Origin of the sequence: Anaerophaga thermohalophila str. Valhall, from assembly GCF_000250735.1 — a bacterium.
Taxonomy (GTDB): domain Bacteria; phylum Bacteroidota; class Bacteroidia; order Bacteroidales; family Marinilabiliaceae; genus Anaerophaga; species Anaerophaga thermohalophila_A.
Genome location: NZ_AHZV01000129.1, coordinates 1 through 13,598 on the forward strand (window position 1 = coordinate 1; position 13,598 = coordinate 13,598).

The 13,598-nt window shown below is 43.4% G+C and carries 10 protein-coding genes and 1 pseudogene; all 11 read right to left on the bottom strand.

The window, feature by feature from the left end; genetic code table 11:
- Window positions 1-169 precede the first annotated feature (169 nt).
- The 11 genes and pseudogenes from uvrA to OQ5_RS0106905 all read right to left on the bottom strand — a co-directional run bounded on the left by uvrA (window position 170) and on the right by OQ5_RS0106905 (window position 13,325).
- Window positions 170-3,028 carry an excinuclease ABC subunit UvrA gene (gene uvrA / locus OQ5_RS0106855; protein WP_016776773.1) on the bottom strand — a complete coding sequence of 953 codons (2,859 nt, stop codon included), beginning with the start codon at window positions 3,026-3,028 and terminating at the stop codon, window positions 170-172.
- A gap of 82 nt (window positions 3,029-3,110) precedes the next feature.
- The gene (locus OQ5_RS0106860) at window positions 3,111-4,124 is read right to left on the bottom strand and encodes a transglycosylase SLT domain-containing protein (protein ID WP_016776774.1); all 1,014 of its coding nucleotides are present in this window, start codon (window positions 4,122-4,124) and stop codon (window positions 3,111-3,113) included.
- A gap of 489 nt (window positions 4,125-4,613) precedes the next feature.
- Window positions 4,614-5,185 (bottom strand): annotated as a pseudogene (locus OQ5_RS20475) (electron transport complex protein RnfA).
- Window positions 5,186-5,267: 82 nt separating this feature from the next.
- The gene (gene rsxE / locus OQ5_RS0106870; protein ID WP_016776775.1) at window positions 5,268-5,852 is read right to left on the bottom strand and encodes an electron transport complex subunit RsxE; all 585 of its coding nucleotides are present in this window, start codon (window positions 5,850-5,852) and stop codon (window positions 5,268-5,270) included.
- Between the two features lie 339 nt (window positions 5,853-6,191).
- Complete coding sequence (locus tag OQ5_RS0106875; RefSeq protein WP_016776776.1) at window positions 6,192-6,908, bottom strand: RnfABCDGE type electron transport complex subunit G; 717 nt, start codon at window positions 6,906-6,908, stop codon at window positions 6,192-6,194.
- 7 nt (window positions 6,909-6,915) lie between these two features.
- Complete coding sequence (locus OQ5_RS0106880) at window positions 6,916-7,935, bottom strand: RnfABCDGE type electron transport complex subunit D (protein WP_016776777.1); 1,020 nt, start codon at window positions 7,933-7,935, stop codon at window positions 6,916-6,918.
- Window positions 7,936-7,953: 18 nt separating this feature from the next.
- Window positions 7,954-9,282: an electron transport complex subunit RsxC gene (gene rsxC, locus OQ5_RS0106885; protein WP_016776778.1), complete on the bottom strand. Its 1,329-nt coding sequence runs from the start codon at window positions 9,280-9,282 to the stop codon at window positions 7,954-7,956.
- A gap of 33 nt (window positions 9,283-9,315) precedes the next feature.
- Window positions 9,316-10,194, bottom strand: coding sequence for a Fe-S cluster domain-containing protein (locus OQ5_RS0106890; RefSeq protein WP_016776779.1), 879 nt, complete (start codon window positions 10,192-10,194; stop codon window positions 9,316-9,318).
- A 4-nt stretch (window positions 10,195-10,198) separates the two neighbouring features.
- Window positions 10,199-10,621 carry a SoxR reducing system RseC family protein gene (locus tag OQ5_RS0106895; RefSeq protein WP_026055153.1) on the bottom strand — a complete coding sequence of 141 codons (423 nt, stop codon included), beginning with the start codon at window positions 10,619-10,621 and terminating at the stop codon, window positions 10,199-10,201.
- Window positions 10,622-10,814: 193 nt separating this feature from the next.
- Complete coding sequence (recG, locus tag OQ5_RS0106900; RefSeq protein WP_016776781.1) at window positions 10,815-12,914, bottom strand: ATP-dependent DNA helicase RecG; 2,100 nt, start codon at window positions 12,912-12,914, stop codon at window positions 10,815-10,817.
- 141 nt (window positions 12,915-13,055) lie between these two features.
- A complete protein-coding gene (locus OQ5_RS0106905; RefSeq protein WP_016776782.1) occupies window positions 13,056-13,325 on the bottom strand; it encodes a hypothetical protein in 270 nt (89 codons plus the stop codon).
- Window positions 13,326-13,598 lie beyond the last annotated feature (273 nt).

Sequence of the window (13,598 nt, forward strand, 5' to 3'; positions counted from 1 at the left end):
GGATACCATCCGGCCCTTCTACCTTCTCACCTTTCTACCATTACCCCATGCTCCATGCCCTCAGCCCCATGCCCATACTTCTGCCTTCTGCCTGCCGGCTGCTTGCCTTTAAAAATCTGCCGATCTGTTGACAGCGAGATATTCTACAATATAAAGAAAACAAGCCGGATCACAAACCTTCTTCTTTTTTAAGAAATTGTCCGGTAAAACTTTTTTTGGTGGCTGCTACTTCCTCGGGTGTTCCGCAACATATTATCCGGCCACCTCTTGCACCCCCTTCCGGACCGATATCAATAATGTAATCGGCTGTTTTGATGACATCGAGATTGTGCTCGATGACAATAACTGTGTTTCCTCTCGAAACAAGTTTGTTGAGTACATCCAGCAACACCCTGATATCTTCAAAATGAAGTCCCGTAGTAGGCTCATCGAGGATATAAACTGTTTTTCCGGTGTCTTTTTTCGAGAGTTCTGCGGCAAGTTTCACTCGCTGGGACTCTCCCCCCGAGAGTGTTGTGGATGGCTGTCCGAGTTTGATATAGCCAAGTCCGACATCCTGCAGTACTTTCAGACGGTGAAGAATGGAGGGAATGTTTTCGAAAAATTCAACAGCCTGGTTGATGGTCATATCCAGCACATCGCTGACAGACTTTCCTTTGTAGCGAACTTCAAGTGTTTCCCGGTTGTAACGTTTACCCCGGCAGTCGGGACATTCGACCATTACATCGGGCAAAAAGTTCATTTCTATCACCTGGACGCCGGCTCCTTTGCATGTTTCGCACCTGCCTCCCTTTACATTGAACGAAAAGCGTCCCGGTTTATAGGCCCGGATCTTTGCTTCGGGCAACTCGGCAAAGAGTTTCCGGATATCGTCAAACAATTTGGTGTAAGTGGCTGGATTGGAGCGTGGTGTTCGTCCGAGGGGTGCCTGATCCACATCCACAACTTTATCAATATATTCAAGTCCTTCTACCGAGTTGAAGGGCAGGGGGTCTTTAACCGATTTGTAAATATGCTGGCTGAGAATTGGATAAAGGGTTTCGTTGACCAGCGTTGATTTTCCGCTACCCGAAACGCCTGTAACACAAATAAAGGTTCCAAGCGGAAATGCTACATCAACATTTTTCAGATTATTACCGCTGGCGCCTTTTATGGTCAATACCCGGCCATTGCTTTTTCTTCTTGCTTCGGGCAGTGGAATTTCCTTGTTCCGTTTCAGGTAATCCGCAGTAAGTGTATTTGTTTTAAGGATTTCGCCGGGTTTTCCCTGCGCCACAATCTCGCCGCCATGGCGGCCTGCATAAGGCCCCATGTCAATAATATGATCGGCTGCCAACATCATGTCGCGGTCGTGTTCAACCACCAGGATGGAATTTCCGGTATCGCGCAATTGCTTGAGTGAATCTATTAGACGATGATTGTCTCGTTGATGAAGCCCGATGCTTGGCTCGTCAAGAATGTAGAGTACATTGACAAGCTGAGAACCTATCTGTGTGGCCAGCCTGATCCGTTGGCTTTCCCCTCCCGAAAGAGACATGGCACTTCTGTCAAGGGACAAATATTCGAGACCGACATCAAGCATAAAACCTAATCGGGTTCTGATCTCTTTCAGAATTTCTGTAGCAATGGCTCTCTGTTTGTCCGATAACCGGTTTTCAAGACCGTCACACCAATTGAAAAGTTCGTTCAGGTCCATTTTACTCACCTCGGCAATATTTTTCCCGTCGATAAGAAAATGAAGGGCTTCTTTGTTCAGGCGTTGTCCGTTACAGGCCGGGCAGGTGGTTTGCCGGATGAACTGGTTGGCCCATTTTCTGGCCTTTTGCGAGGTGTCATTGTTTTGCTGGTTTTGGATGTAACTGATAATTCCGTCGAAACTCAGACTATAGTTTGATGAGCTGCCCAGTGGTGTGTTTTTTAATCGCAGTGGCTCCGTTGTGCCATGCAATATCTCATCCAGGCCTTCTTCCGGAATATTTTTAACAGGTGTTTTCAGCGTGAAGCCATATTTGTCGGCAATTGCTTCCAGCTGCCAGAAAATAAGGCTGTTCTTGTATCGACCCAGCGGAACAATGCCTCCCGAATAGATCGATATTTTATCGTCGGGTATTATTTTTTCGATATCTATTTCTTCGACAAATCCCAGTCCTTTGCACTTAGGGCATGCACCCTGGGGGGAATTGAAAGAAAAATTATGGGGGGCCGGTTCATTGTAAGAAATTCCGGTTGTGGGACACATTAGTTGCCGGCTGAAATAACGCGGTCTGTCAGTGTCTCTGTCGAGTACCATCATAATGTTTTTCCCTTGCTTCATGGCAAGAGATACGGAATCTTCCAGACGCTTTCGGTCTTTGGATGATACTTTTAACTTGTCAATAACAACTTCTACAAAATGATTTTTGTAGCGGTCGAGTTTCATCCCCTGTTTTATCTCTTTGATTTCTCCGTCAACTCTTACGTTGAGAAATCCTTTTTTCCGGATCTGCTCAAACAGTTCTTTGTAATGCCCTTTCCGTCCTTTAACCATGGGGGCGAGGATGTAGACGCTTTTGTTTTCAAATGAGGAGAGAATGAGGTCGATAATCTGGCGGTCGGTATATTTCACCATTTTTTCGCCTGTTTCATAAGAGACGGCTTCTCCGGCACGTGCATAAAGAAGACGAAAGAAATCATATACCTCAGTAGTGGTTCCGACGGTGGATCGTGGATTTTTCCCGGTTGTTTTTTGCTCAATAGAGATGACAGGGCTGAGGCCAGTTATTTTATCCACATCCGGTCGCTCCAATCCACCAAGAAACTGGCGGGCATAGGCCGAGAATGTTTCAATATACCGCCTTTGTCCTTCCGCATAAATAGTATCAAATGCAAGAGATGATTTGCCACTTCCGCTGAGGCCGGTAATTACAACCAGCTCATTGCGGGGGATGGTTACGTCTATGTTTTGAAGATTATGAACCCTTGCTCCAAGAATATCAATTTGCTCAAGGTCTTTCTCTATGGGGGCTGTATTGTTATTCAATGACTTCACTTATAAGGTTTTTTAGAACCTACAAAGATAGCAAAAGTATATAAGCCCGGAAAAGAACCTTCTTTTCAAAATATGAAGATAGCTAATAATCACCGGCAGCCGAAACAGCTGTCAGAGAATCGGGTTCCGTTTCGGCATCCCTGCTAAATGAAGTATCTACCGGGAGTTTAATATGATATGGTTTTCCACGTGAATTGGTCAGTTTATTATCTCTGAGCCAGGGATTAAGGTCTTTCAATTCTTTATACGATATTCCATAAGAGATGGCAAAATCGGCGAAATTACTCACTGACGAATCAACTTGTACTGTGTAAGTCTCGGGCATGTAGTAGAGGTCTTCCTCTTTTACATGGAATCCGTATTTTTCGGGGTCTTCAATAATTTCTTTAATGGCAATGATGCGAAAAACATAGCGACCGGTTTCTTCATTGAGAAGGAGATCGTAATAATTATTGGTTTTCTGCCTGTCAAGTTCACTGAGTACGTGTGACCTGCCTGCGTTGTAAGCGGCAGCAGCTAACGTCCAGCTTCCAAATTTTTCGTAGCTGCTTTTAAGAAACCGGCAGGCTGCTTCGGTCGACTTTTCAAGGTGATAACGTTCATCGACTTCTCTGTTCACTTCCAGCCCGTAATCAATAGCGGCACCACGCATAAATTGCCATGGGCCTTTTGCTCCTGCAGGTGATGATGCACGCATGATCAGGGCACTTTCTGCAAGTGCCAGGTATTTAAAGTCATCGGGGACCCCTTCCTTTTTTAGGATAGGTTCGATTAACGGGAAATACTTGGCAGCTCGTTTGATAAAAAGCAATGTTTGTGATTGCCAATAAGTATTGACAAGTAGTTCTCTGTCTAAGCTTTCGCGGATGTACGACCGTTCTATGGGAACCGGTTCGCCGGCAAAAGTAGGATTTTGCGGTACAGGAAGCGAAAAAATATTGTATTCCTTTTGGAACATTTTGCTGTGCGTGGGCTGGCTTTCTTTTATTTCTGGTTCTGAAGAATATGTAAACAGACCCCATACAAGCATGCCTGCAATTAGAAGAATGGTTCCGGAAAAATATTTATAGGCCCTGAGTTGATTTTGTGTTGTCATTTATCTTCCCTTCAAATCGTTTCTGTTCTTAAAACAAATTTAATGATTTCATAGCAATAGTTGAAAGGGATTAGGGAAATTATAACATTTTGAGGTGCTGGTAAAAATTCTGGAGCGGGCTCATATCTTAAAAAAATACCTGCACGGTTTGTTTACGGTGCAGGCATTTCAGGGTTTCTGAAAAAGTGAAATATTTTTAGGTTTAAGAACAATTTTGAAAGGTCAAAACTACAATGCTCCGTTAAACTTTTACAAAGCGCTGCAAATTAATTGTTTGTGTAAAAGAATGTTTGTTTATTAAAATGCAGTATATCAATATTATATGAATCATCTTATATCTAACAAAACCATAAATCGCTTAAAATATGTCATTTATGCACTTTTGTCAGCTTCTGGAATATGTCAGTACCTCTAAAACATTGCTATTGACTATTGACTAAAAACTACTGACTAAATTACTTATATCTAAAAATCTAATGATCTATTGAACTATACCATCCCTGCAAAACCCATAAAGGCCATAGCGAGGATTCCTGCGACCACCAGTGCTACAGGTGCTCCCTGCATACCTTTGGGCAGATTTACAAGGTCGAGCTGTTCCCTGATACCGGCAAAAGTAACAAGTGCAAGTCCGAACCCGATAGCTGATGAAGCCGAAAAACCACTGCTTCAATCAGGTTGTAGTCGCGGCTTACGGTCATAATGGCAACCCCCAGGATTGCACAGTTGGTGGTTATCAGGGGAAGAAAAACGCCCAGTGCCTGATACAGTGGGGGACTGACCTTTTTTAGGACAATCTCTACCAGTTGAACCAGAGATGCAATGACCAGAATAAAGGAAATGGTTTGAAGAAATGTTATGCCAAACTTTACAAGAATTAATTCCTGGATGAAATAGGTCACAATGGTCGCTATAACCATTACGAACGTAACGGCACCGGTCATGCCAATGCCGGTGGATATTTTCTTTGAGACGCCAAGAAAAGGGCAAATTCCCAGGAACTGGCTCAAAACAATATTGTTAACAAATATTGCTGATATGACGATGATAAAATAAGTCATGATTTATATTTTTATCACATCTATTCTTAACAGATTGACTATCAACTAAAAACTATCAACTATCAACTAATATCTGACTATCCTACGCTTTACGCACTCTGTTGATAAATGCGGTAAGATATCCCAATGCAATAAATGCCCCAGGTGCCAGCACGAAAATGAGCATGCCGTAATCCTCGGGATAGAGGGTAAGACCAAATATCATACCGCTGCCTAAAAGTTCTCTTACGGCACCGAGCATGGTCAATGCCATTGAAAAGCCAAGGCCCATGCCCAGACCGTCGACAATTGATGAACCCAGCGTGTTTTTTGAGGCAAAAGCTTCAGCGCGGCCTAAAACAAGGCAGTTTACAACAATGAGCGGGATAAAAAGGCCCAACGCTTCGAACAATGCCGGAAGATAGGCTTGCATCACCATTTCCACTATGGTAACAAACGAGGCAATGATGACTATGAAAGACGGAATTCGCACTTTTTCAGGTATGAAATTTTTGACCAGTGCGACAACTATGTTCGACATGACCAGCACAAAAGTGGTGGCCAATCCCATCCCCAGTCCGTTCACAGCCGATGAGGTGACCCCCAGCGTGGGACACATTCCCAGAAGCATAACAAAGACCGGATTATCTTTAAAGAAGCCTTTTGTGAAATTTTTCCATTGATTCATCGGTATAAAATTAGTTTAAGTTGTTGGTCTGATGGAACTCGCATGATTGGGTTTATACATGTTCTCTTGTGACAAACCTTGTCATGCTCGTTTCATTCGTATATAATTTATTTATTAAGCTCGAATGCAATTCGCATGTAAGCATTTATAAATATTCTCGTTGTGGTAATCCATCTCTTATTCATTTCATCTTACATTTAATAAGTTGTTATGGTTGTTAGATTGTTAATGTTTTTATGGTTGTTAGGATTGTTATGGTTGTTAAATTGTTAGAATGTTATATGTTATTACTTTATCTAACAACCTAACAACCTAACAATCTGTTATGCCATTCTCGTTTTATTGGTCTTTTGTTTCGCGTTCAGAGCTATTGTTTTTAGTGGTTGCCGAACTGTACGAATCTGCATTTTTATTATAGGCATTCCATGCCTTCTGAACGGCATCAAGAAAAGCTCTGGAACTGATGGTGGCTGCTGTTATCGCATCAATATCACCACCGTCGGCAGATACTTTTAGTTCTGTTTCTGCGGGGTCAATGCCAACAATGCTGGTTGTTCCGCCGGTTCCCTCGCTTTTGATCCCAAACAACCAGTCAAAGAAAGTATTTCCGGAAGCTTTTGACATATCTTCTTCGCCTGAAGGTTTAAACCATGTTGCCATTTTTGTTCCAAGGCCGGGTGTTTCTTTGTGTTCAAGTACCTGATAATTGTAAATGGTACCGTCTGGCAGTATGCCAACCATTATTTTAACATCCCCGCCAAAACCTTTGTGACTGATACTTTCGATGGCTACGCCAACATTGATACCATCTTTTTTGGCCGGAAAAACTTTCAGTGAATCGCCATCAGGACCTGGAATTTTATACATTTCCTGTGCCGGGTTATTGTCAAAGTCAGGAACCACAAGCCGGATGGCTTCCTGTTGTTTTTGTTCTTTGGCCACAGCAATAGGTCCTTCGGTAAGTTTATAGATATATCCCAACGATGCTCCTGCCACCAAAGTGATGATTATCAGTGTCAGAGCCATATTGGAAAGCGATGAAACTGTTTTGCCCATTTCAATTCTATTTTGAGGTTTGCGCCCTTACTGTTTTTACCTTTTCTCCAAACCGTTTGGGTTTCATGTATCTGTCGATAAGAGGCGTGAAAGCGTTCATTATCAGGATAGCAAAAGAAACGCCTTCGGGATACGAACCAAATACCCTTATAAGAACCGTTATTACACCTATTCCCACTCCGTAAAGAAGCATTCCCTGTCGTGACATGGGTGAGGTAACATAGTCGGTGGCCATAAAGAAGGCACCGAGTAAGACACCACCTGCCAGCACATGGAACAATGGGTCTGCGTATGTTGAAGGATCGATAAGATGCAAAATGCCGGTAAAAATGATCACCGACCCGATTACACTAACCGGTATGTGCCAGGTAATGATTTTCTTCCACAAAAGATAGATTCCTCCCAGAATGAGCGCTATCCCTGCCATCTCCCCGGCACTTCCGCCAATGTTACCTATAAACATATTGATATAAGAGGGTATTTCGGACATTAGTTCCGGGATGGTTTGTCCGGCCGATACACCTTCTTTGATTACAGACAGGGGTGTTGCGGCTGTTTCTGCATCAATATAATGTAACCGTGAGGTTATTGGTACCGGCCAGCTGGTCATTTGTACGGGAAATGAGATTAGCAGAAAGACTCTGCCCACCAATGCCGGGTTAAACGGGTTGTTTCCCAACCCCCCGAAAGATAGCTTGCCGATTCCTATTGCCACCGCAGCGCCTATAATTATCAGTCCTAAAGGGATGTTTGTGGGTAAGTTAAAAGCGAGCAATAGTCCCGTAACGGCTGCTGAACCATCCGAAACAGACGGAGTTGTTTTAAGTAAATATTTCTGAATGAGCCACTCAAAGAAAACACAAGCTGCTATTGATGTGAGAGTAATAATGAGTGCCCCGATTCCAAAAAACCATAATGAGGCAACCAGTGCAGGAAGAAGCGCGATAATCACTCCATACATGTTCTTCGGGACAGAATCACCTCCGTGTACATGCGGTGATGGAGAAATGACTAACTTTTGGTTCATTGTATCTGGTACTTTGTTTTAGTTTCTGTTTCTAATTATTTGTCCTACTTTCCCCTTCCCTAAGCGGATGTAATCGAGAAGCGGCCTGTGCGCCGGACAGGTGAAACTGCACGAACCACATTCGATACAGTCCATTATGTTGTCGTTTTCAGCTCTGTCCCAGAGTTCCTTCTCCGCTTCGATCATTAACAGGTATGGTTCCAATCCCATAGGACATGCCGATATACATTTGCTGCAACGTATGCAATTCTCTACCGGAGCTCTGTGTGCTTCTTCGTGCGGCAAGACTAAAATCCCGGAACTTCCTTTGGTAACGGGAACATCCAGATTCACCAGCGCCTTCCCCATCATTGGTCCGCCCCCGATTACCTTGCCCATGTTGTCGGGTAAACCGCCGGCGGCCTCGATAAGCTGACCGACCGGTGTTCCTATTCTGACAAGGAAGTTGGAGGGTTGAGTTATGCCGGGCCCGGTTACGGTTACCACTCTTTCAATGAGCGGTTTATTTTTCTGGATGGCTTCGTAAACGGCAAAAGTGGTTCCGACATTATGAACAACTGCCCCTACTTCAATAGGCAATTTTCCTGATGGAACCTGACGACCAGTGATTGCATCGATAAGCTGTTTTTCACCACCCTGGGGATATTTCACCTTAAGAGGCTGCACTTCAATGCCATCTTCTTTGGCTGCAAGATTGGTCAACTTCCCTATGGCATCGGGTTTGTTATTCTCGATACCGATGACGGCTCTGTTGACTTTGAGCGCCTTCATGAGAATTCGAATGCCCACCATCAATTCTTCACTTTTTTCCAGCATAATTCGATGGTCGCTGGTCAGGTATGGCTCACATTCTACACCGTTGATCAGCAAAATCTCACATTTCTTTCCGGGAGGAGGAGACAGCTTTACATGTGTGGGAAAGGTAGCACCCCCCATTCCTACAATTCCCATCTCTCCGGTTTTTTTGATGATCTCTTCACCCGAAAGGGCTATTTCTTTGACGAGTTTGTCGGAGCGATCAATACTTTCGTCCCATTCATCACCTTCTGTGTCGATTATTATAGCAGGTTTGCGGTAGCCCGATGCATCCACCACTTCATCTGTTTTAAATACTTTTCCCGAGACGGGAGAATGGATATTGGCCGAGACAAATCCGCCTGATGCGGCGATCAGTTGACCGGTTTTAACAATATCGCCCTTCTTAACAAGCGGTTTTGCCGGTGCACCGATGTGCTGTGTTGTTGGTACCGCAACTCTCTTTGGGAGGGGAAGTATTTCAATGCTTTTCCCGGCAGATATTTTTCTTTCATCCGGGTGAACACCTCCTTTTTTGAATGTTTTAAGCACGGTTGTATATTGTTTTAAGTGATGATCAATAGATTATTTACTTTCTTCCTCAGTTTTTTCGGTGGCTGCTTCCTTCGCGGCAGGTTTGTTCTTGCGAGGTGGAAAATTTATTTCAAGAATGGAATTGGTCGGGCATTCGGCGACGCATTTCCTGCATAGCTTACATTTGTCGTCATGGATATATGCCAGGTTGTTTTCGAGGGTGATGGCATCAAAGGGACATACTTTAACACATTTCCCACATCCGATGCAAGCTACCTCGCATGCCTTTCTTGCTACTGCACCTTTGTCTTGGTTGACACAATTGACATATATGCGTCTGCTTTTCGGGCCTTTTTTGCGAAGTTCAATTATGTCCCTGGGACAGGCATCAACACAGGCACCGCAAGCTACGCAATTGTCTTCAATAACAACGGGAAGACCAGTTTCCTCATCCATATACATGGCATCAAAATCGCAGGCTTCAACGCAATCGCCAAGACCGTAACAACCGTAAGAACAACCTGTTTCGCCCCCATACAAGGCTGCAGCAACAACACATGATGATGCACCTTCGTATTGATTAATTCGTGGCCTGTGTTCACAGGTGCCGTTACAACGAACCACCGCTACCTGGGGAGCACTCTTGCCGGCCTCTTTCCCTAAAATTTCTGCAACTTTTGCCATGACGTCTGGTCCGCCAACAGGACAATTCAAATCGGAAATATCATCGGCTTTTACCAAAGCTTCGGCAAAAGCACGGCACCCTGGATATCCACACCCCCCGCAGTTGGCAGCCGGAAGAACTTCTTCCACCTGGTCGATGCGGGGATCTTCAAACACCTTGAATTTTTGTGATGCCAGATAAAGAATGACAGCTGCAAGGGCGCCAAGTCCCACGAGTGTCATTATGGTTATCAAAACAATACTCATAACACTATTCCGTAGATGGTTTTATGGTAAAAGAAAATGTCTTAAAAAACTTTTTATTGAGGAGCTTTATGGTCAAATAATAAGGAACTAAAATTCCAAGGGCTAAAAGGCCTGCCAGATTTTCATTGCTGGTGAGAGAAAAAGTTGTGATTAACGTGCCCAAAATCAGAAACAGAGGAAGAATATATGCCCACCATGCGGCCTGAAGACCTGATTTGCTGTTACCTGTAAGTGTTACTTTGTCGCCGGAGGCGTAAGGTCTGTCACAGGTAGCATCAATGATTTTTTCCTGAAGATCGGCGGCAGTACACACCCCTTTTGCATGGCACGAGGCGCAGGCTGACTGAGTCAGAATGCGTACCCGGGCATGGCCGCCTTCCGCTGTTTCTACTATGCCTTCGTGTTTTATCTGGTATTTGTCAGCCATGTTGGTTTTATTTCCCCTTTGTGGGCACAAATGTATATAATTGGGGAACATTGGCTGTTGAGGGCCTGTATTTTTTGTTTAGAACAAATTAAAATAACTTTTAACAAGTTGTTGGATTGTTAGATAGAGAAGTGTGAAATGGTTAATTTAGACGAATTTATATTAATGAAAAATTTCTGCATATAAAAATTGGTCAACTAATCATTGCCCAGTTCATTTTTTGTTGTGCCAGCTTTTTTAGTTGTCGCAGCAGAATGGCATTTTCAGACTTTTCCAGTAATGGATCGTCAGAAAGGATGTCTTGTGCTGCATTTCTGGCCATTTGCAAAATACGTGTATCCTTAGCCAGGTTGGCAATTTTGAGTTCAAAAGGCAGCCCCGATTGTTGTGTTCCTTCCAGATCGCCGGGCCCTCTGAGTTTCATATCGGCTTCTGCAATCTCGAAACCGTCGTTGGTTCGGGTCATTATTTCCATCCGTTTCCGGGTTTCGTTGGAGAGTTTGTAGCCGGTCATCAGGATGCAATAACTTTGTTCGGCACCTCTTCCAACTCTGCCCCGAAGTTGGTGCAATTGCGACAGCCCGAATCGTTCGGCACTTTCTATGACCATTACGGATGCGTTGGGTACATTTACTCCGACCTCAATGACGGTTGTTGAAACCAGTATTTTCGATTTTCCGGAAGCAAAATCCTGCATCGCGGCATCTTTTTCGGCCGGTTTCATTTTGCCGTGTACCATTGAGACTTTCTGATTCGGGAAGACTTCTTTTATATATTCATAACCCTCTGTGAGGTTTTTAAAATCCATGCTTTCAGATTCTTCAATTAAAGGATACACAATGTATATCTGTCTGCCGGCATTAATTTGCTCCTGAATGAACTTGTTTACACCGAGCCGTTTGTTGTGATAAACATGTGTGGTTTGCACTGGTTTTCGGCCCGGCGGAAGTTCATCAATAACCGATACATCCAGATCGCCATAAGTGGTCATGGCTAAAGTGCGGGGTATCGGGGTAGCAGTCATGACCAGAACGTGTGGCGGGGATATGTTTTTTTTCCAAAGCCTGGCACGCTGAGCTACTCCAAAGCGATGTTGCTCATCAATAACGACCAGGCCCAGATTCTTAAATTGCACGGTATCCTCGATAAGTGCATGCGTGCCAATCAGTATGTCAAGTGTCCCGTCCCGGAGCGATGCATGTATCCTGTCACGGTCAGACTTTCGGGTGGAACCTGTGAGCAATTCAATATTCACATTTATTCCCTGAAGCATTTCCGTTATGGTTTCAAAATGCTGGGAGGCCAGAATTTCAGTAGGTGCCATAAGACAGGTCTGGAACTTGTTATCAATGGCAATAAGCATGATCATCAATGCTACCAGTGTTTTTCCACTTCCCACATCTCCTTGTAAAAGGCGGTTCATTTGTTGCCCGCTTCCCATATCTTTTCTCATCTCTTTGATGACCCTCTTTTGGGCATCGGTGAGTTCAAACGGGAGATTCTGTTTATAAAACTGGTTAAAGATGGTACCTATCTTTTCGAATACATGTCCTTTAATATTATAAGTACGCTGGTTTCGCAACCTGAGGATATTAAGCTGAATATAGAAAAGTTCCTCAAATTTCAACCGGAAAGTAGCTTTCTGAAGTGTTTGAGCATCAGGTGGAAGGTGGATGTATCTCAGGGCTTCGTCCAGTTTCATGAGTTTCATCTTGTGGATTACCGAAGCGGGCAGTGTTTCCGGAATTGCAGACTGGTAATTGTGAAAAACATTTTGAACCAGCTTAAAAATGGTACGGGAAGTAAGATAATTGTTCTTCATCTTCTCCGTGGTGTTGTAGAAAGGCTGAAGACCCTGGAAAAAAGGGACTTTCCCGGGTTGTTCCTTTTCCAGCTCAGGGTGTACTACATTGATGGTATTGTTGAAAACTGTTGGCTTTCCGAAGAGTATGTATGGCTGACCCGGTTTAATTTGTTCTTTGAAATATTTGATGCCCTTGAACCAAACAAGGTCAAGTGTTCCGGTTCCATCCGAAAAAGTGCCGACCATTCTTTTTCCTCTGCCATCGCCAACCAGTCTGAGTGCGATTATTTTTCCTTTTACCTGGATGTAGGGCATTTCTCCATTTATTTCGCGGATTGAATAGATACGACTCCGGTCGACATATTTATAGGGGAAATGATACAAAAGGTCCTCAAAGGAAGTAATTTGAAGTTCCTTTTTCAGGATTTCGGCTTTTTTGGGGCCTACTCCCGGCAAATACATGATATTTCGTGTGGCCAAATCTGACATAAAGCAGCATCAAAAATAGGCCAATCCTTCATTCAAAACAAATAGCTTGATAAAAGTTTCGCTTCATTTTGTTGAAGGTAACTGTTAAAAAAAAGGCTGCCATATAGACAGCCTTTTTCACAGAATAAAGCTTAAAGAAGCTTATTCCTGCACTTCTTCAACTTCTTCTTCAACCTCTTCTTTTACTTCGCCGGCTGCTTCTTCTGCTTCTTCAGCAGCTTCTTCGCCTGCTGCTTCGGCTTCATCAACAGCCTCTTCGGCAGTTTCCTCAACTGCTTCAGCACTTTCTTCAACAGCTTCCTGAGTAGCTTCTATGGCCTCAGATTTTTCTTCTGATTGTTTGTCTTTTCCGGATTGACCGGCACAGGCCATAAGTCCTACAACCATTAATAACAAAAAAATTTTCTTCATAGTTTAAATGAATTTTGGGTTTTAAAAAAAATGATACATCTAAGACAGCGTTATGTCTAATAAACGGCAAGTTATAAAAAACTTCTTTGTATGATAAAGATCATTTGAAAAAAATTGATGCTTTTGGAAATTTAATTTAATGGCTATATAGTTTTCATGTCTTTTATTTGGTATTTGTGTGTATTAATATCGTCTGCCTTTCGGGTTTAAAAAGGTTGTTTTTGCTGTATTTCAGTGGTTTTCAAATTTTTGTCGTCAAAAAATATGCCATAA

Excerpts from the sequence above, each read along its gene's own strand:
- OQ5_RS0106860 (WP_016776774.1), bottom strand. The coding sequence starts at position 4,124 with ATGACAACACAAAATCAACTCAGGGCCTATAAATATTTTTCCGGAACC.
- rsxE (WP_016776775.1), bottom strand. The coding sequence starts at position 5,852 with ATGAATCAATGGAAAAATTTCACAAAAGGCTTCTTTAAAGATAATCCG.
- OQ5_RS0106875 (WP_016776776.1), bottom strand. The coding sequence starts at position 6,908 with ATGGGCAAAACAGTTTCATCGCTTTCCAATATGGCTCTGACACTGATA.
- OQ5_RS0106880 (WP_016776777.1), bottom strand. The coding sequence starts at position 7,935 with ATGAACCAAAAGTTAGTCATTTCTCCATCACCGCATGTACACGGAGGT.
- OQ5_RS0106890 (WP_016776779.1), bottom strand. The coding sequence starts at position 10,194 with ATGAGTATTGTTTTGATAACCATAATGACACTCGTGGGACTTGGCGCC.
- OQ5_RS0106895 (WP_026055153.1), bottom strand. The coding sequence starts at position 10,621 with ATGGCTGACAAATACCAGATAAAACACGAAGGCATAGTAGAAACAGCG.
- recG (WP_016776781.1), bottom strand. The coding sequence starts at position 12,914 with ATGTCAGATTTGGCCACACGAAATATCATGTATTTGCCGGGAGTAGGC.
- OQ5_RS0106905 (WP_016776782.1), bottom strand. The coding sequence starts at position 13,325 with ATGAAGAAAATTTTTTTGTTATTAATGGTTGTAGGACTTATGGCCTGT.